Source organism: Alloactinosynnema sp. L-07, assembly GCF_900070365.1.
GTDB lineage: Bacteria > Actinomycetota > Actinomycetes > Mycobacteriales > Pseudonocardiaceae > Actinokineospora.
The window spans coordinates 947991-966378 of the sequence record NZ_LN850107.1; the positions used below are offsets into that span (position 1 = coordinate 947991).

Genomic DNA, 18388 nt, shown 5'->3' on the forward strand with positions numbered 1-18388 from the left:
TGCTGTTGACAACCTGGGAATCAGCGGCACTATGTTAATGGGCATTAGCTCAAACTCAGCCACGAGAGGACCGGACGAGCGTGAGTACCGAAGCCTTCATCTATGAGGCGATCCGAACGCCGCGAGGCCGCGGCAAGCAGAACGGTTCGCTGCACGGGGTCAAGCCCATCTCGCTGGTCGTTGGCCTCATCGACGAACTGCGGGCCCGCTTCCCGGACCTCGACCCCACCACCATCGACGACATCGTGCTCGGAGTCGTGTCCCCGGTCGGCGACCAGGGCTCGGTCATCGCCCGCACCGCCGCGGTCGCCGCGGGCCTGCCGGACACCGTGGCAGGCGTGCAGCTCGACCGGTTCTGCGCGTCTGGCCTGGAGGCGGTCAACACCGCGGCCGAGAAGGTCCGCTCCGGCTGGAACCAGCTGATGATCGCGGGTGGCGTCGAGTCGATGTCGCGGGTGCCGATGGGCTCCGACGGCGGTGCCTGGTTCAACGACCCGGAGACGAACTACGACTCGTACTTCGTCCCGCAGGGCGTCAGCGCCGACCTCATCGCCACCATCGAGGGCTTCTCCCGCGAGGACGTCGACACCTACGCCGTCGAGTCGCAGAAGCGCGCGGCGGCGGCCTGGTCGGCTGGCTACTTCGCCAAGTCGGTAGTGCCGGTGCGCGACCGCAACGGCGTGATCGTCCTCGACCACGACGAGCACATGCGCCCCGAGTCCACTGTGGAGGGCCTGGCCAAGCTCGGCCCGTCCTTCGCGGGCATCGGCGAGATGGGCGGCTTCGACGCGGTGGCGCTGCAGAAGTACCACTGGGTCGAGAAGATCAACCACGTGCACACCGCGGCGAACTCCTCCGGCATCGTCGACGGCGCCTCGCTCGTGCTCATCGGCAACGAGGCCGCCGGCAAGGCCGCGGGCCTGACCCCGCGCGCCCGGATCGTCTCCGCCGCGGTCACCGGCGCCGAGCCGACCATCATGCTCACCGGTCCCACCCCGGCGGCGAAGAAGGCGCTGGCCCTGGCGGGTCTGACGCCGGACGACATCGACCTGTGGGAGCTGAACGAGGCGTTCGCGGCGGTCGTCCTGAAGTTCATGAAGGACCTCGACATCCCGCACGAGAAGATCAACGTCAACGGCGGCTCGATCGCCATGGGCCACCCGCTGGGCGCCACCGGCGCGATGATCACCGGCACCATGGTCGACGAGTTGGAGCGGCGCGGTGCCCGGCGCGCGCTCATCACCCTGTGCATCGGCGGCGGCATGGGCGTCGCGACCATCATCGAGCGCGTCTGATCCCGGAGAGATCACTCAAATGACTGAGAACATGTTCAAGTGGGAGTCGGACGCGGACGGCATCGTCACGCTGACGATGGACGACCCTGGCCAGTCGGCCAACACGATGAACGAGACCTTCCGCGTCTCGCTCGCCGCCACCGTCGACCGACTTGAGTCCGAAAAGGACTCGATCGCCGGCGTCGTGCTGACCTCGGCCAAGAAGACCTTCTTCGCGGGCGGCGACCTCAAGCTGATGGCGAAGGCGGGCCCGGCCGACGCGCAGGCGATCACCGACCAGTGCAACGGCATGAAGCGCGACTTCCGTCGCCTTGAGACCCTTGGCAAGCCGGTCGTGGCCGCCATCAACGGCGCCGCGCTCGGCGGCGGCCTGGAGCTGGCCCTGGCCACCCACCGCCGCATCGCACTCGACGTCAAGGGCAGCGAGATCGGCCTGCCCGAGGTGTCGCTCGGCCTGCTGCCCGGCGGCGGCGGCACCGTCCGCGTACCGCGCCTGATCGGCATCCAGAACGCGCTGCTCAACGTGCTGCTGCAGGGCCAGCGCAACAAGCCCGCCAAGGCCAAGGAGATCGGCCTGGTCGACGAGGTCGTCTCGACGCCGGAGGAGCTGATCTCGGCGGCCAAGGCGTGGATCAAGGCCAACCCGGCCGCCCAGCAGCCGTGGGACGTCAAGGGCTTCAAGATCCCCGGCGGCGCCCCGTCGCACCCGGCGTTCGCGGCGAACCTGCCCGCGTTCCCGGCGAACCTGCGCAAGCAGCTCAAGGGCGCCCCGATGCCCGCGCCGCGCAACATCCTCGCCACGGTCATCGAGGGCTGCCAGGTCGACATCGACACGGCGACCAAGATCGAGACGCAGTACTTCGTGGAGCTGGTGATCGGCCAGGTCTCGAAGAACATGACCAAGGCGTTCTTCTTCGACCTGCAGGCCATCAACAAGGGCAACAGCCGCCCCGACGGCCAGCCGCAATGGCAGGCCAAGAAGGTCGCCGTCCTCGGCGCCGGAATGATGGGCGCCGGTATCGCCTACTCCAGCGCGCGGGCCGGGATCGATGTCGTGCTCAAGGACGTCACCCTTGAGTCGGCCGAGAAGGGCAAGGCGTACTCGGAGAAGATCCTGGCCAAGGCGGTGTCGAGGGGCAAGCTGACCCAGGAGAAGGCCGACGAGGTCCTCGCCCGGATCAAGCCGACCGCCGACCCGGCCGACGTCGCGGGCGTGGACCTGGTCGTGGAGGCCGTGTTCGAGAGCCCCGAGCTCAAGAAGAAGGTCTTCAGCGAGATCGAGGACCTGGTCGCCCCCGACGCGCTCCTTGGCTCGAATACGTCGACCCTGCCGATCACGCTGCTGTCGGAGGGGGTGAAGCGGCAGGAGGACTTCATCGGCCTGCACTTCTTCTCCCCGGTCGACAAGATGCCGCTGCTGGAGATCGTCGTCGGCGAGAAGACCAGCGACGTCGCCCTGGCCAAGGCGTTTGACTACGCGCTGCAGATCAAGAAGACCCCGATCGTCGTCAACGACAGCCGAGGCTTCTTCACCAGCCGGGTCATCGGAACGTTCATCAACGAGGCCGTGGCCCTGGTCGGCGAGGGCGTCGCGGCGTCCTCGATCGAGCAGGCAGGCCTGCAGGCGGGCTACCCGGCCGCGCCGCTGCAGCTGCTCGACGAGCTGACCTTCACCCTTCCGCGCAAGATCCGCGAGGAGACCAAGGCCGCCATCGTGGCGGCGGGCGGCACCTGGAATACCCACCCGTCCGAGGTCGTGCTGGACCGCCTGATCGACGAGTTCGACCGCAAGGGCCGGTCCTCGGGCGCGGGCTTCTACGAATACGACGACGAGGGCAAGCGAGTCGGCCTCTGGGCAGGCTTGGCCGACGCCTTCGCCGTCGAAGGCGTCGACGTGCCGCTGCGCGACATGCAGGAACGCATGCTGTTCGCCGAGGCCCTGGAAACCGTGAAGTGCTTCGACGAGGGCGTCCTGCGTACGATCCCGGACGCCAACATCGGGTCGATCTTCGGCATCGGGTTCCCACCCTGGACCGGTGGTGTCATCCAGTACATCAACGGGTATGAGGGCGGCCTGGCAGGCTTCGTGGCCAGGTCCCGCGAGCTGGCCGACCGCTACGGCGCTCGGTTCACCCCGCCCGCCTCCCTGGTGGAGAAGGCCGAAAAGGGCGAGATCTACAAGTAAGAACCAAGCAAGGCAGGAGAAGGGCGGTCCCACCAGGGGCCGCCCTTCTCCCATTTCAAGGGAAGGGAGAGGGGGAGGAAGGACAGTGGGGAAGCGAGTGGGGAGGGTTGGTGATCCTCCGCCAACCCAAGGGGCCCAACAGAACGGTCTGTTTGGGTGGTTCGCCTTGATTCGGGGTAAATGGGCCTAAACGCGCGGTGCGGGTGAGGTTCCTTGAGCTCGCCTTTTGACCCGCACAGGCCCATTTTCGGGGTCCCCGAATCAAGGCGAACCACCCAAACAGGCGCCTCCCGCCAAGCTGGCCGACGAGCACCGCCCGGCCGACGAGCACCACCACACCGGCCGATGAAGCACCGCCAGCCAGCGACGAGCACCGCTAAGCCCGCCCGACGAAGCACCGCAGGCCCGGCAAGCACCCCGGAAGCCTGCCCAGCGTCAGCCCGGAGAGATCGCGGCCCGCCATGATTCCTCCGATCCCCCGATTCTGCCGCCGGACGCAACCGAGTTTCCGCAGCTAGCCAACGCTGTAGGGGCCTCCAGCGACCACCTGACGACTGCATGAATTCCCCGTTGTCAGTGGCCGCGAACAGCCGGCCGGTGTCTACTTGGCTGGTGCCCGGCGACTCATTCCTGTCCAGACTCAACGCCGCCGACTCCGAGGGGGCCATCGCCACGCTGCTTCCCTGTTGTGCGTCGCGGCGTTGGGCTGGGGAAATGGCGGACAACCGGCCCTACCGGGACCTCCACAGCCTGACCACCACCTCCACCGAGATCTTCGAGCGACTCGCCTGGGATGACGTGCGCGAGGCACTCGACGCCCACCCTCGGATCGGTGAGCGAGCGGCGGGTCCGAGTCAGGAAGCGACCTGGTCGCGGGCCGAGCAGGCCGCCGCCCAGGGGGCCGATGATGAGCTGAAACAGGCCAACATCGACTACGAGGACCGCTTCGGCCACGTCTTCCTCATCTGTGCCACCGGCCTCGACGCGCCGACCATCCTCGCCGCCGCGCGCCGCAGGCTCGCCAACAACGAGGACACCGAGCGGGTCGAGGTCCGTGCGGAAATGCGCAAGATCGTGGCGATAAGACTCGCCAAGCTGGGGGACCGGTGACGACGCTGTCGACCCACATCCTCGACACCGGCACCGGCCGACCCGCCGCCGGTGTCGAGGTTCGCCACGACGTGCGCCGCGACGGCGACTGGCGGGAGATGGGCCGCGCGATCACCGACGCCGACGGGCGGATCTCCGGGTGGACGGCCGAGGAAGGCGAACACCGATTGGTCTTCGACACCGCGGGGTACTTCGGACAGACGGCGTTCTACCCGGAGGTCGTGGTGACCTTCCAGGTGCGAGACGACGGCCACCACCATGTCCCGCTGTTGATCAGCGGATTCGGGTACTCGACCTACCGGGGGAGCTGATGGGGAGTCTGGAGCTCGGCGCCAACCAGTACGGGAAGGCCGAATGCAGGCTGGTCCGGGTCGACCGGGACACCGACACGCACGCCATCACCGACCTCAACGTCACCACGACGCTGGCCGGTGACCTCGCCGCGACCCATCTGACCGGCGACAACAGCGGTGTGCTGCCCACCGATACGCAGAAGAACACCGTCTACGCCTTCGCACGGGACGGGGTGGGGGAGATCGAGGCCTTCGCGCTGCGGCTGGTGCGGCACTTCGTGACCGCCGCGCCGACCATCTCCCGCGCACGCGTGCGGATCGAGCAGTACACCTGGGACCGGATGGGCGCCCACTCGTTCAGCCGCGGCGCGGGCACCCGGACCGCCACGGCGACCGCCGAGGGCGACCAGGCCTGGGTGGTGTCCGGCGTGTCCGACCTGGTCGTGCTCAACACCACCGGCTCGGAGTTCCACGGTTTCCCCCGCGACCGCTACACCACCCTCGCCGAGACCAGCGACCGCATCCTCGCCACCGCGGTCACCGCCGTCTGGCGCCACGCCGGTCCGGACCAAGACTGGGCGGTGTCGTTCGACGGCGCCAAACAACGTCTGCTGACAGCTTTCGCCGACACACACAGCCTTTCCCTGCAACAGACCTTGCACGCCATGGGCGAACGCGTGCTCGACGGCGACGACACCCTGGCGGAGATCAAGCTGACGCTGCCCAACAAACACCACTTCCTCGTCGACCTTGCCCCCTTCGGCCTGGACAACCCGGGCGAGGTGTTCTACGCCGCGGACCGTCCCTATGGGCTGATTGAGGGCACGGTTCGCCGCTCCGACGCCCCCGACGCCGGTCTGGCGTGGTGGTGACCGTGGACTTCCTCCGACCGGCCACCCTCGCCGAAGCGTTGCGCGCCAAGGCCGAACACCCTGGCGCCGCGCCGATCGCGGGTGGCACCGACGTCATGGTCGAGCTGAACTTCGACAAGCGCCGCCCCGAGGCCATCATCGACCTCACCGGCATCCCTGAACTGTCCATTTGGGAGCGACAGGACGACGTGATCCGGTTGGGCGCGGGGGTCTCCTACGCGCGGATCATCGCCGAGCTGGGTGACGAGCTGCCGGGTCTGGCGATGGCGTCGCGCACTGTCGGGTCGCCGCAGATCCGCAACCGCGGCACCGTCGGCGGCAACCTCGGCGCGGCCTCGCCCGCAGGCGACGCGCACCCGCCGCTGCTGGCCTGCGGCGCCGAGATCGAGCTGGCCTCCGAGCGGGGGAGCAGAACCGTTCCCGCCGCCGAGTTCTTCACCGGCCCCAAGCGGTCCGTCCTGGCCGACGACGAGCTGATCGTCGCCGCGCGCGTGCCGGTCGCCACGGGACCGCAGCAGTTCGCCAAGGTCGGCACCCGCAACGCGATGGTGATCGCGGTCTGCTCGTTCGGCCTGGCGCTGCACCCCGTGCGACGGGCCGTCGGCACCGGGATCGGCTCGGCCGGGCCGACCCCGCTGCGGGCGACCGACGCGGAGGAGTATCTCGCCGACGAGGCGGACTGGGATTCGCGCGACCCCCTGTCCGACACCGTGCTGCGCCGGTTCGGCGAGCTGGTCGGGCAGGCCGCGCGGCCGATCGACGACGTGCGGGGCACCGCGGCGTACCGGCGGCACGCGTTGGGCGTGTTGGGGCGGCGGACGCTGGCGTGGGCGTGGACGCAGTATCAAGCGGGGAGCTGATAGCGATGCGGGTGAGTGTGGAGGTCAACGGCGAGCAGCGCGACGCCGACGACGTGTGGGAAGGCGAGAGCCTGCTGTACGTGCTGCGGGAGCGGCTGGGCCTGCCCGGCTCGAAGAACGCGTGCGAGCAGGGTGAGTGCGGCTCGTGCACGGTCTTCCTCGACGACGTCGCGGTCTGCGCGTGCCTGGTCGCGGCGGGTCAGGCGCACGGGCGTCGCGTGCGCACCGTCGAAGGGCTGGCGGGCGCGGATGAGTTGGACCCCGTGCAGCAGGCCTACGTCGAAACGGGCGCGGTGCAGTGCGGCTTCTGCACGCCCGGCCTGATCGTGGCCACCCATGACCTCATCCAGCGCGTCCCGTCGCCCACCGACGCGGAGATCCGCGAGTCGCTTGCCGGGAACCTCTGCCGCTGCACCGGATACGAGAAGATCCTCGACGCGGTGCGGCTGGCTGCGTCCAGAATGGAGGGTTCCTCGTGAGGACCGTCATCGATGGCGCCGCGATAGCCACCGTCGACGCCGCGGGCACCGAACACACCGACGGATACGTGGTCGTCAACGGCGGCCTGATCGAGTCGGTCGGCGCCGGACCCGCCCCGGCCGACCTGCCCGCCGACCACCGGGTCGACGGGCGCGGCTGCCTGGTCACCCCAGGGTTCGTCAACACCCACCACCATCTGTACCAGTGGGCCACGCGCGGCATGGCCCAGCAGTCGGACCTGTTCGACTGGCTGGTGCGCCTCTACCCGGTGTGGGCGGGGCTCGATGAGGAGATCACCCGCGCGGCCGCCGCGGCGGGACTGGTTCGCTTGGCGCGCACGGGATGCACGACCGCGGCCGACCACCACTACATCTTCCCGAGCGGTGTCGGCGACCTGCTCGGCGCCACCGTCGACGCGGCCCAGACCGTCGGCATCCGCCTGCACGCGGTACGCGGCTCGATGGACCGCGGCACCTCCGCGGGCGGGCTGCCGCCGGACTCGCTGGTCGAGGACACCGCCGCCGCGCTCGACGGCACCGGCGAGGCGATCGCCCGCTGGCACGACGCCTCGCGCGGGTCGTTCATCCGGATCGCGGTCGGGCCGTGCTCGCCGTTCTCGGTCAGCGCGGACCTGATGTCCGGGGCGGCCGAGGTGGCGCGGGCGGCGGGCGTGCGGATGCACACCCACCTCGCCGAGACGGTCGAGGAAGAGAAGCAGTGCCTGGCCGAGTACGCGTGCACGCCGGTCGAGTACGCCGAGCGGCTGGGCTGGATCGGCCCGGACGTGTGGCTGGCCCACGGCGTGCACCTGTCCGACGGCGCGATCCGCACACTCGGGTCGAGCCGGACCGGCATCGCGCACTGCCCCACGTCGAACTCGCGGCTCGGCGCGGGCATCGCCAGGGTCGCCGACATGCTGGCCGCGGGTGTTCCGGTCGGTCTCGGCGCGGACGGCGCGGCGTCCAATGAGGACGGTGGATTGGGCGGGGAACTGCGTCAGGCCATGTATCTGGCCCGGCTGCGTGACGGCGCGGGCGCGCTCGACGCCCGGCGCGCGCTGTGGCTGGCGACCATGGGTGGCGCGGCATGCCTTGGCAGACAAGAGGAATTGGGCTCGCTGGAGCCGGGCAAGCTCGCCGACGTCGCGGTCTGGCGGCTGACCGGCGTCGAGCACGCGGGCATCGCCGATCCCGTGGCCGCCTTGGTGTTCGGGGCGCTGCCGCCGCTGGCGCTGCTGCTCGCGGGCGGGCACGCGGTGATCGAGGACGACGAGTCGTGCCTGGTCACCGAGTCCGACGTCGCGCGCGATCTCAATGTCGCGAGTCAGCGGCTGGCGCGCAAGGCGGGGATGCTGCGATGACGCGCTCGGCGGTGGAGACCCGCGGCGGTGTCGGCCAGAGCCCGACCCGGCCCGACGGCGGCCTGAAGGTCAAGGGCGAGTTCGCCTACTCGTCGGACCTGTTCGCCGACGAGATGCTGTGGGGCGCGACGCTGCGCAGCCCGCACCCGTACGCCCGGATCAAGCTGATCGGCGTCGGTGGCGCGCTGCGGATCCCCGGTGTGCACGCGGTGCTGACCCACGCCGACGTGCCGGGCCGCAACCGCTTCGGCCTCGAATTCCCGGACCAGCCGGTCCTCGCCGAGGATGTCGTGCGCTACCAGGGCGAACCAGTCGCGATCGTGGCCGCCGACCACCCCGAGACCGCCCGCCGCGCCGCCGCGGCCATCGAGGTCGAGTACGAGGTCCTCGACCCGGTCACCGACCCCGCCGCGGCGCTGCGGCCGGACTCGGCGGTCCTGCACCCGGCGCACGAGACCGGCAACGTGGTGCGGCACGTGCGGATCCGCCGCGGCGAACAGGGCCTGCGCGCGCCGGTCGTGGTCACCGGCGAGTACACCGTCGGCATGCAGGACCAGGCCTTCCTCGGCCCGGAGTCCGGGCTCGCGGTGCCCGCCGATGACGGCGGGATCGACCTGTTCGTGGCCACCCAGTGGCTGCACGTCGACCAGTCGCAGGTCGCCGAGTCGCTCGGGCTGCCCCCGGAGAAGGTGCGGATCACCCTGGCGGGCGTCGGCGGCGCGTTCGGCGCGCGCGAGGACCTGTCCATGCAGGTCCACGCGTCGATGCTGGCACTGCACACGGGCAAGCCGGTGAAGATGGTCTACGGGCGCGAGGAGTCGTTCTTCGGGCACGTCCACCGGCACCCGGCGGTGCTGACCTACGAGCATGGCGCCACCGAGGACGGCAGGCTGCTCTACGTCAGCGCCCGAGTCCTGTTCGACGGCGGCGCCTACGCGTCGAGCACCACCGCCGTGGTCGCCAACGCGGCCACCCTGGGCGTCGGGCCCTACGAGGTACCGTCCGTCCACATCGACTGCTACGGCGTCTACACCAACAACCCGCCCTGCGGCGCCATGCGCGGATTCGGCGCGGTGCAAGCATGTTTCGCCTATGAGTCCCAAATGGACAAACTGGCCGAGGCGGTCGGAATGGACCCGGTCGCGCTGCGCGTGCTCAACGCCGTCAGCGAGGGCTCGACGATGCCGACCGGCCAGGTGATCGACTCGGCCGCGCCGGTCGCCGAACTGCTCGAACTCGTCCGGTCCAAGCCCATGCCCGCTCCCGCCGCCGACGACCTGCGCGAGATGCCCGGCGGCGTGTCGAACACGACCCACGGCGAAGGCGTCGTGCGCGGCGTCGGCTATGGGATCGGGATCAAGAACGTCGGCTTCTCCGAGGGTTTCGACGACTACTCGACCGCGCGGGTTCGGCTGGAGGTCGTGGCGGGCGAGCCGGTCGTCTCGGTGCACACCGCCGCCGCCGAGGTCGGCCAAGGCCTGGTGACCCTCCAAGCTCAGATCGCGCGGACCGAACTGGGCGTGGAGAAAGTGACCGTGCTGCCCGCCGACACCAGCGTCGGCAGCGCCGGATCCAGCTCGGCCTCCCGCCAGAGCTACGTCACCGGCGGCGCGGTCCAGGCCGCCTGCCAGGCCGTGCGCGCGTCCCTGGACGAACTCGGCCACGGCGACATCGTCAGTGTCCTTGGCGACCGCGTCATCGAGCACACCGTCGAGTGGCGCCACCGCCCGACGCAGCCGCTCGACTCGCACGGGCAGGGCACCGCACACGTCCAGTACGCCTTCGCCGCCCATCGGGCCGTGGTGGACGTCGACGTCGAACTCGGCCTGGTGCGCGTGGTCGAACTGGCGTGCGCGCAAGACGTGGGGAAGGCGATGAACCCGCAGGCCGTGCTCGGCCAGATCCAAGGCGGGTCGGCGCAGGGGCTGGGACTGGCGGTGATGGAGGAGATCCAGGTGGTGGACGGCAAGGTCCGCAACCCGTCCTTCACCGACTACCTGATCCCCACGATCCTCGACATGCCCCCGATGCCGATCGACGTCCTCGAACTGGCCGACCCCCACGCGCCTTACGGCTTGCGTGGCGTCGGCGAACCACCGACCATCTCCGCGACCCCCGCCATCGTCGCGGCGATCCGAGCGGCGACCGGCCTGGCGCTGACCAGGATCCCAGTGCGTCCGGAGCACATCACCGGCACCTGAACCCGCCCCAGAGGGACCGCAGGTCCCTGCATTTCCCCCTGCACCCTCGTCCTGGCAATCCCTTATCCGGAAACAGCGATGTCAATGGTCAGCTCCGCTGATCGCGCAGCGACGCCGCAGGCGCCATTGACATCGCTGTTTCCGGATAAGACGCTGAAAAACGAGGGAGCGCCCCCAGCACTCGAAGCACGAACGAGCCCACTCAACCTGAGAGATCAAGATGATCAGCACAGAACGCATCGAGTTCAACTCGGCCGATGTCCCGTTGGTCGGCACGCTGCGAGTCGCAGACAACCCCATCGGCGCGGTCGCGCTGAGCGGGCCGTTCACCGGAGTCAAGGAACAAGTCGTCGGCCGGTACGGCGACCGGCTCGCCGAGGCGGGGATTACCACGTTCGCCATCGACCATCGGGGTTTCGGTGAGAGCGGCGGCAGGCGGGGGCACGAGGACAGCCAGGGCAAGCTCGCCGACCTGCGCGCGGCCGTCGACGTGCTCGCCGCGCGGCCGGACGTCGACGCCGACCGGATCGGGCTGGTCGGGGTCTGCCTCGGCGGCGGCTACGTCGTGCGGGCCGCCGCGACGGATCCGCGGGTCAAGGCGGTCGCGGGCATCGCAGGGGCCTACAACAGCCCCGCGTTCTTCGCCGAGGGCATGGGGATCGACAACTACCGTGGCGCGCTGGGGTCGTTCCTCGCCGCCTATGACGAGGTGATCCCGGCGGTCGCGCCGGACAACGGCGAGGCCGCGATGTCCGGCGACGAGCCGTACTCCTACTACGGCACCGAGCGTTCGACCGCCGAGCACTGGCGCAACGAGGTCACCCGCGGGTCGCTGCACTCGCTGATGACCTTCGACGCCCTCGGCGCCGCCGATCTGCTCGGCGCGACCCCGCTGCTGGTGGTGCACGGCAAAGTCGACCTGTACTGCTCGCCGGTGCTGGCCGAGCGGCTGCACGCGCGGACCCCGGGGGAGAAGGAGATCGTCTGGCTCGACGCGAACGAGCACGTCGACCTCTACGACGTAGAGCCGTACGTGACCCAGGCCGTCGACGCGACCGCGACGTTCCTGCACAAGCATCTGGTCACCCAGGGTTAAGATCAATTTAGCGAGATTGACCCGAATGGACGATAGGGGTTGTCAGTAGGCTGGCCCAGACCATTCCCCCGATTCCGAGGTTGAATCGTGACTGACACGGCGAGCTGGGTTCCCGAAGGCGTGAACACCGAACTCCCCAGCGCGGCTCGGGTATACGACTATCTGCTTGGCGGCGGCCACAACTTCGCCGGCGACCGCGCGCTGGCCGAGAAGCTGGTGACCATGGTCCCCGCGCGGGACATGGCCCGGCTCAACCGGGCGTTCCTGCGCCGGGCCGTGCTGTTCCTGCTCGAACAGGGGATCACCCAGTTCCTTGACCTCGGCTCCGGCATCCCGACGGTCGGCAACGTCCACGAGGTGGCCCAGGCGGTCGACCCGGAGGCCAAGATCCTCTACGTCGACTACGAGCCGGTCGCGGTCGCGCACAGCGAACTGATGCTCGACGGCAACCACAACGCCGCGGTGCTGCAGGCCGACATGCGTGAGCCGGAGAAGATCCTGCAGTCTCCGCAGGCGCGCGCGCTGCTCGACCTGGACAAGCCGCTGGGCCTGCTCATGGTCGGCGTCGTGCAGTTCATCCCCGACACCGACGACCCGTGGGCGCTCGTCGCGCGCTACCGCGAGGTGATCGCGCCCGGCAGCTACCTGGCGATGTCCGCGTTCACCTGGGACAACGCACCGGAGGGGATGAAGGGCGCGGTCGAGCTGTTCCGCAACAGCCAGGACCCGATCTTCCCGCGCACGCACGGGGAGATCACTCGGATGCTCGAAGGGCTCGACCTGGTCGAGCCGGGCCTGGTCTACACCCCGCAGTGGCGGCCCGAGCGGCCGGAGGACGTGGCCGACGCCGAGCGCTCGAACCTCTACGCGGGTGTCGCCCACAAGCCGGGAGCGCCGTCGACCGACTGAGCCGAACACCCGCGCAGAGTGCGCTTCGAGTGGCGGAAAGTACCCGATCGGGTGCACAGTGTTCGTGCCGACAGCGTTGTCGGTACTGACTGCGCTCAAGCGCATCGCGGGCTCAGCTGATTCGGACCCAAGGACACCCCCGATGACCAGCCAACCGGACGGTTCCCGTGGACCGTGCTGAGCTGGCCAGGAGGTGGGCCACCGCGCTGAACCGGGTCGTGTATGTGGCGCGCTCGCGCGACGACATCGAACGCGGCCTCGGGGACTTGGTGGCCCGGCTGTCGGCCTGCCTGCGCGCGGGAGCCGACCAGTCCGCCGCGGTCGACATCGGTGGCGAACTGGTGCGGACGGGCTTCACCAGGGCCGACTGCCTGCGCGTGTCCATCGACGTCCTCGGGCCCGGTCTGTCCGAAATGGAGGGTCTGCCCGCCAAGCGGGTGGTGCCGACCCTGGCCGCGATGGCCGCCGGGTTCACCGAGGGCACCCGCGACCGGCTGTTCTCCGACCAGGAGGACATCCGCAGCGCCTTCGTGCGGGCCAAGGAGAACGTCGAGCGCGACCTGCAGGCCAGCGAGGCGCGCTTCCAGGACGTGTTCGCCACGTCGGCGCTGGGGATGCTGATCACCGATCTCGGCGGCGGCGTGGTGCGGGCCAACGAGGCGATGGAACAGATGCTCGGCTACAAGCCGGGCACGATGTTCCGCAAACGCCTCGACCTCATCTTCCATCCCGACGAGGCACGGTTCCTGCGATCCCGCTATGTCGAACTCGTCGACGCCGAATACGAGTCGGTCCGCGAGCGCACCAAGTTCCTGCGCGCCGACGGTGAGATCGCGTGGGTGCGGGTGTCGGTGACCCTGCTGCGCGACCGCGACGGCATCGCCGACCACCACGTGACGATGGTCGAGGACGTCTCCGACCTGCACCTGATCGAGCAGAAGCTGAGCTTCCAGACCACCCACGACCTGCTCACCGGCCTGTCGAACCGGCAGTCCTTCGAGAGCAAGCTGGAGGAACTGCTCGCGGGCGGCCAGGTCACGGTGTTCCACATCGGACTCGACGACCTGGTCGGGGTGAACACCGGCCTCGGCCGCGACGCGGGCGACCGGCTGCTGCAGGTGAGCACGAGCAGGCTGAAGTCGATCATCGGCGCCGACGCGATCCTGGCCAGGCTGGCCGGGGACGAGTTCGCCTTCGTCGTGCGCGGCATCCCCGACGTCGCCGCGCTGGCCGCGGAGGTCAACGACTCGCTGGCCGAGGCGACCTATGTGGACGGACAGGGGATCGCGAGCACGGCGACCGTCGCGGTGTATCCCGCGCCCGCGTCGACCGACCCGGCCGACGTCCTGCGCGCCACCGAGACCACCCTGCGGCGACTCAGGGGGCAGGGCCGCAGGCAGTGGGGCCTGGTCGACGCCACGGTCGACGACCCGCTGCGCGCCCAGTCCCGCCTCGCCGCGGCCATCCCGGGCGCGTGGGAGAACGGGGAGCTGGAAGTCGACTACCAGCCCGTCGTGGACCTGTGCTCGGGCGAACTGGTGGCCGTCCAGGCGCTGCTGCGGTGGGACAGCCCGGTGCACGGGAAGTTCACCCATTCGTGCTGCCGCGAGATCTTGGCCGACTCCGGCCTCGGCGTCCACGTCGACCAGTGGGCCCTCGGCGCCGCGGCCGAGCGGCTGACGGACTGGCCCAAGGCGCCGCGGTTGTACGTCGACCTGTCATCGGAGCTGTCGGCCGACCCGGACCTGGTGCGCACCGTCCGCCGCGCGCTGACCCCGGAGGGGGTCACCTTGGGCTTCCCGATCGCCGCGCTGGCCGACAGCCAGGCCGAGGACAACCTGGACGTCCTGATCGACCTGGGCATCCAACTCGTGCTCACCGACTTCGGCGCGGCCCGCGGGGATCTGGCAGCGGTCGAGGACTACCCGGTGCACGGGGTCCGGCTGGCCGAGAGCGTCGTCGCCCGCGTCGGTGTGGCGCCGGACCCGAAGTCGCTGTTCGTGCGGTCGCTGGTGGACCTGATCCCGATGGTCCGCTCGGCGGGCCGAACCGTGCTGGTCGGCTCGGTCGACACCGCGGCTCAGGCCGAATGGTGGGCCGCGGCGGGCGCGGACCTGGCGGTCGGCACCCACTTCGGCCGTCCGGACTCGCTGGCGAACCTGCTGGCTTGACCTTCAGTTAAGTCGAGGTGCCACGGTGTTCGTGTGGAGACGACAACTGAGGACACCCGGCTCGCGGCGATCGAGCGGGTGGTCGCGGCCGTGCAGCACGCGCAGCGCAATGAACTGGTCGAAGAGTTCGTCGGCCTGTTCCGACCCGACGCGATCTGGACCACCGGCCACGGCAAACGCCTCATCGGCCGCGACGAGATCGCCGCGTTCACCCGAAAGGTCCTGCCCGGCGCGATGACGGAGCTGCTGCCGAGCTACGAGGTGGAGCACGTGTTGTTCCTGCGCCCCGACGTCGCCGCGGTGAAGGTGCGGCAGCGGTATCTGGACGCCGACGGCCGACAGGTCGGCTCAGCGGGCAGCCCGCTCTACGTCATGACCGAGGAGGACGGCCGGTGGCGACTGGCCGCCTGCCAGAACACCGAGGTCGTCGACCCCTGATCCGGGCCGCCTGCCCGACGGTTCTCAGGCGGCCACGGCGACGGAGTCGAGGGCGGCGATGCCCTCATTGGTGAGTACGGCGGGGACGAGCCTGCCGAAGGGGCCCTCGCTGGCGGCGATGAACCCGTCGTGGGTGAGGACGTGGGCGCTGAACTGGTCGCAGCACGGGACGCCGTCGATGTAGAGGTCCGGCTCGCGGCTACAGCTGATCTGCGCCCGTCCCGCGGCGACGGCGCGCAGCATGGCCAGTGCGCGGTGGCTCAGTTCGTGCGGTTCGCTCGACATTTCAGGTTCCCCCCTGCGGTGGATACTTCGTGTGGTGCTGCTTTGGATGCTTGACCCCGTCACTTGGTTGCATCGGAAGCCACACCGGTCGATGTTACAAAGCGTGACCAAAACGCGTTGTACATCTTGTTAGAGACCGCGGGGTTGTGAGCAGATACCTGTTTACGGAAGCTGATCCGGCGAGTTGAGGCCGAACAGGATCCGCCGCATCACGTCCGGATCGGTCGTCATCGGCTCATCGGGCGCCACCGCCCGAGCCGCCTGCGATGGCTTGCGCTGCCGCCGCGGCAACGGCACGGCCGACGCGCTCATGCCACTGGGCAGCGCCAGCGCGCACCAGACCACGAAGCGCCCGGGCCCCACCTGGGCCGTCCCCGCCCGCATGACCCCCGGAATCGCAGGCGTCGGCACCGCCCTGGGCGTCTCCACCTCGAAGATCAGATCCGCCCCCGACAACCGCACCCGAGCCGTAACCATCCCCGGCGCCGCCGGATTCGCCGAGGCGACCACCGCCTCGGTGATCGCCCGCGCCGCCCGGGCGGCGATATCGCGCATGTCGCGGAGGGACCACTCGGTGAGGGAGAACCGCACGAACATCTCCGCACACCCGACCGCGCTCGGCAGGGCGACCAGCTGCAGGTCATCGACCTGTTCGGTCCGGTCGTTCATCGGCCTCTCCCTCCACGCGTGCGCAAGATGGTGCCACGGGCCCTCACCCGACCGGGACCCCGGGCGGCACCTTTCACTCCCCGTGTGCGGGCATTCCGCCACCGTGACCGTGAAGTTCGTGCGAAGGTGACAAACATGCGTCCGTTAGCCGACTCAGGTCACCCGTTCGATGCAGAGTTCGAGATCGAATCGGACGGTGACCGCTTGGCGCTGGTCCTGAAGAGCGCAGGTGGGAAGATCCCCGGCCGCACTCGGTCGCGGAACTCGGACTACGTGCCTGCGTTGGAGGCGCTGCTGGCTCGCCTGGCCTATCGCTCGGCAGTGATCGAAGCTGCGGTAGTGGCCTCGGCGAAGGTTCGGGACCGGCCGCAGAGCGAACTGTCGCTGATTGATGGGCCGATCGCACTGCACCTGGGCGTCGACGTGGCTGACTTGAGGAAGATGTTGACCACTCGGCAAGGGCGGATCGGCCAAGCGGAGGGCGCGAAAAGTGACGGGAACAACCGAAAGCGCATCCGGTTGATTCTCGACGTCCCCGACTACGGGCCGGGCGACTCGGCGCGACTCGGCGAAGACCTGCGCAGCCCGATCTACAGCGCGGACCGGGTCCTGGATGGCATCGAGGCTGTCGACAGCACGACCAAGGCGATCACGGTGCTGTGGGCGTGCGGGCGGCTTGCGGCGGGCGACGGACCTCTGTTCGTGCGGTCCGAGTTCGCGGCTGAGGTTGCAGGCTTGATCGCCGAGTTCGGTTCGGCGACCACAGTGGACCCGCTTGTTCAGCTGGGCAGTCATCCGGATTTCTGGGAGTTGCCCACCGAGGCTGAGGCGGGCTTCACCGCAGGCGCTGCCACCCTGTTGACCAACCCGGTGATCCGCGAGCAGGCGATCGGGATCCTCAAGCGGAATCACCTTCGCGTGGTTGCTGACCTCCCCGCCTTGCTGGACCGAGTCGGAGTCACGGGGCGATCGCCGATAGTCGACATCGGCAACGCGGTGGCATCGATGACCGGAACCAAGCTGCGGGTACTCCCGCCGGACACTCTCGACCAGCTGCGTTCAGCGGTGCACCGGTTTGAGCAGGCTGACCTGCGGATGATCATCGTCGGCAGCGGCGACACGGCGACCTGTGCGCTCTGCGGACACGAGTTCCCGCTGCGGTACCTGGTGGCTGCCCACATCAAGCCCCGTTCCCAGTGCACCGACGGTGAGCGCCGGGACCTGCAGAACGTTGCGATGCCTGCCTGCGTGTTCGGCTGCGACATGCTGTTCGAGACCGGCCACATCACCGTCGACCCCACCGGCTTGATCCGCACCGGGGCTGCTCATCCGGACGGGCGTTTCGCGGACTTGGTCATGAGTCTGAGTGGCACCATGTGCGCGGCGCACCGAGATGAGACCGAGCCTTACTTCGCCTGGCACCGCACGAACCGGTTCCTGGGCCTGGTCAGGTAAGCAGCCGGACCAGTTCCACCGCCGCCACGACTAGGACCAAGCCGACGACGGCAGCGGATCGGCGGCCGTCGCCGGGGTTGCTGCGGATCAGGATGAGGAACAGCAGGCAGACGGCGACTGTGGCGACCGTGATCAGGATCGGGTCGTCGATTTTCAGGCGGATGACGACGGCGGCGAGGCCCAGTGCGGCCAGTGTTGTGCGCGTCCATGCCAGGGTTGTGCGTTCGATGTGGGCGCTCATCGGCTGAGGATCACGATGAGGACGACCAGCGCCGCGCCCAGTAGGCCGCTGACCAGGACCGCCGCCAAAGTCGGTGCGGGCAGTGGGCGATCGGTGCGCATGGCGCGTTCGGTACGGGCCCAGCGGAACCAGCCGCCTGCCACCGCTACGGCTCCCAGGAGTACGAGACCGGCCGCGAGCCAGCGGCGGGCAGTGTCGGGCATCGGGAGGGTCACGGCGTCGACCACCACGCCTGCGGCGACCAGGGCTAGGCCGGTGCGGACCCAGGCGAGCATGGTGCGCTCGTTGGCCAAGGAGAAGCGGGCATCCGGGTCGGTGCCGACGCCGTAGACCTGGTGGGGCCAGCGTTTGTCCATGGGGTGATCCTGCCCGTTGTGGTACGCGCGGGCCGGGTGACCGGTGGGTGGGCCGGGCTGGCCGGTGATCGGGATCTGCGAGGGGGCGGCCATGTTCGACGGCGCCCTCGAC

At 69.6% G+C, this 18388-nt stretch carries 18 protein-coding genes; 14 read left to right on the forward strand and 4 right to left on the reverse strand.

Annotation, left to right across the window (positions count from 1 at the left end; translation table 11 throughout):
- The first annotated feature begins 80 nt into the window (after positions 1–80).
- The 13 genes from BN1701_RS04660 to BN1701_RS04720 all read left to right on the forward strand — a co-directional run bounded on the left by BN1701_RS04660 (position 81) and on the right by BN1701_RS04720 (position 15270).
- The gene (locus BN1701_RS04660; protein ID WP_054045819.1) at positions 81–1295 is read left to right on the forward strand and encodes an acetyl-CoA C-acetyltransferase; all 1215 of its coding nucleotides are present in this window, start codon (positions 81–83) and stop codon (positions 1293–1295) included.
- A gap of 19 nt (positions 1296–1314) precedes the next feature.
- A complete protein-coding gene (locus BN1701_RS04665; RefSeq protein WP_054045821.1) occupies positions 1315–3480 on the forward strand; it encodes a 3-hydroxyacyl-CoA dehydrogenase NAD-binding domain-containing protein in 2166 nt (721 codons plus the stop codon).
- Positions 3481–4092: 612 nt separating this feature from the next.
- Positions 4093–4590 (forward strand): 2-oxo-4-hydroxy-4-carboxy-5-ureidoimidazoline decarboxylase, encoded by a 498-nt coding sequence (gene uraD / locus BN1701_RS04670; protein WP_197672042.1) that lies wholly within the window; start codon positions 4093–4095, stop codon positions 4588–4590.
- On the forward strand, positions 4587–4901 hold the full coding sequence (gene uraH / locus BN1701_RS04675) for a hydroxyisourate hydrolase (RefSeq protein ID WP_054045823.1): 315 nt from the start codon (positions 4587–4589) through the stop codon (positions 4899–4901). The genes uraD and uraH overlap by 4 nt, the downstream gene beginning before the upstream one ends.
- Positions 4901–5755, forward strand: a complete 855-nt coding sequence (pucL, locus tag BN1701_RS04680; protein ID WP_054045825.1) for a factor-independent urate hydroxylase — start codon at positions 4901–4903, stop codon at positions 5753–5755. The genes uraH and pucL overlap by 1 nt, the downstream gene beginning before the upstream one ends.
- Before the next feature lie 2 nt (positions 5756–5757).
- Positions 5758–6615: a xanthine dehydrogenase family protein subunit M gene (locus BN1701_RS04685; RefSeq protein WP_054045827.1), complete on the forward strand. Its 858-nt coding sequence runs from the start codon at positions 5758–5760 to the stop codon at positions 6613–6615.
- 5 nt (positions 6616–6620) lie between these two features.
- Positions 6621–7094: a (2Fe-2S)-binding protein gene (locus BN1701_RS04690; protein ID WP_054045829.1), complete on the forward strand. Its 474-nt coding sequence runs from the start codon at positions 6621–6623 to the stop codon at positions 7092–7094.
- Positions 7091–8455, forward strand: a complete 1365-nt coding sequence (locus BN1701_RS04695; RefSeq protein ID WP_054045831.1) for an 8-oxoguanine deaminase — start codon at positions 7091–7093, stop codon at positions 8453–8455. The genes BN1701_RS04690 and BN1701_RS04695 overlap by 4 nt, the downstream gene beginning before the upstream one ends.
- Complete coding sequence (locus BN1701_RS04700) at positions 8452–10656, forward strand: molybdopterin cofactor-binding domain-containing protein (RefSeq protein WP_054045833.1); 2205 nt, start codon at positions 8452–8454, stop codon at positions 10654–10656. Before BN1701_RS04695 ends, BN1701_RS04700 begins: the two co-directional genes overlap by 4 nt.
- 220 nt (positions 10657–10876) lie before the next feature.
- A complete protein-coding gene (locus BN1701_RS04705; RefSeq protein ID WP_054045836.1) occupies positions 10877–11752 on the forward strand; it encodes an alpha/beta hydrolase in 876 nt (291 codons plus the stop codon).
- An 87-nt stretch (positions 11753–11839) separates the two neighbouring features.
- Positions 11840–12661 carry an SAM-dependent methyltransferase gene (locus tag BN1701_RS04710; protein WP_054045838.1) on the forward strand — a complete coding sequence of 274 codons (822 nt, stop codon included), beginning with the start codon at positions 11840–11842 and terminating at the stop codon, positions 12659–12661.
- A gap of 167 nt (positions 12662–12828) precedes the next feature.
- Positions 12829–14832: an EAL domain-containing protein gene (locus tag BN1701_RS04715; RefSeq protein WP_054045840.1), complete on the forward strand. Its 2004-nt coding sequence runs from the start codon at positions 12829–12831 to the stop codon at positions 14830–14832.
- Positions 14833–14865: 33 nt separating this feature from the next.
- Complete coding sequence (locus BN1701_RS04720; RefSeq protein WP_054045842.1) at positions 14866–15270, forward strand: SgcJ/EcaC family oxidoreductase; 405 nt, start codon at positions 14866–14868, stop codon at positions 15268–15270.
- A gap of 24 nt (positions 15271–15294) precedes the next feature.
- Here BN1701_RS04720 and BN1701_RS04725 read toward each other — a convergent pair whose 3' ends face one another.
- Together BN1701_RS04725 and BN1701_RS04730 are read right to left on the reverse strand one after the other, a co-directional pair.
- On the reverse strand, positions 15295–15555 hold the full coding sequence (locus BN1701_RS04725) for a hypothetical protein (RefSeq protein ID WP_054045845.1): 261 nt from the start codon (positions 15553–15555) through the stop codon (positions 15295–15297).
- Between the two features lie 162 nt (positions 15556–15717).
- Positions 15718–16224 (reverse strand): hypothetical protein, encoded by a 507-nt coding sequence (locus BN1701_RS04730; protein ID WP_054045847.1) that lies wholly within the window; start codon positions 16222–16224, stop codon positions 15718–15720.
- 135 nt (positions 16225–16359) lie between these two features.
- Between BN1701_RS04730 and BN1701_RS04735 the strand changes: the two genes are divergently transcribed.
- Complete coding sequence (locus BN1701_RS04735; protein WP_054045849.1) at positions 16360–17679, forward strand: HNH endonuclease signature motif containing protein; 1320 nt, start codon at positions 16360–16362, stop codon at positions 17677–17679.
- Here BN1701_RS04735 and BN1701_RS04740 read toward each other — a convergent pair.
- Positions 17672–17920 carry a DUF202 domain-containing protein gene (locus BN1701_RS04740; RefSeq protein WP_054045851.1) on the reverse strand — a complete coding sequence of 83 codons (249 nt, stop codon included), beginning with the start codon at positions 17918–17920 and terminating at the stop codon, positions 17672–17674. The two genes, BN1701_RS04735 and BN1701_RS04740, sit on opposite strands and share 8 nt — an antisense overlap.
- On the reverse strand, positions 17917–18369 hold the full coding sequence (locus tag BN1701_RS04745) for a YidH family protein (protein WP_231949482.1): 453 nt from the start codon (positions 18367–18369) through the stop codon (positions 17917–17919). Before BN1701_RS04745 ends, BN1701_RS04740 begins: the two co-directional genes overlap by 4 nt.
- Positions 18370–18388 lie beyond the last annotated feature (19 nt).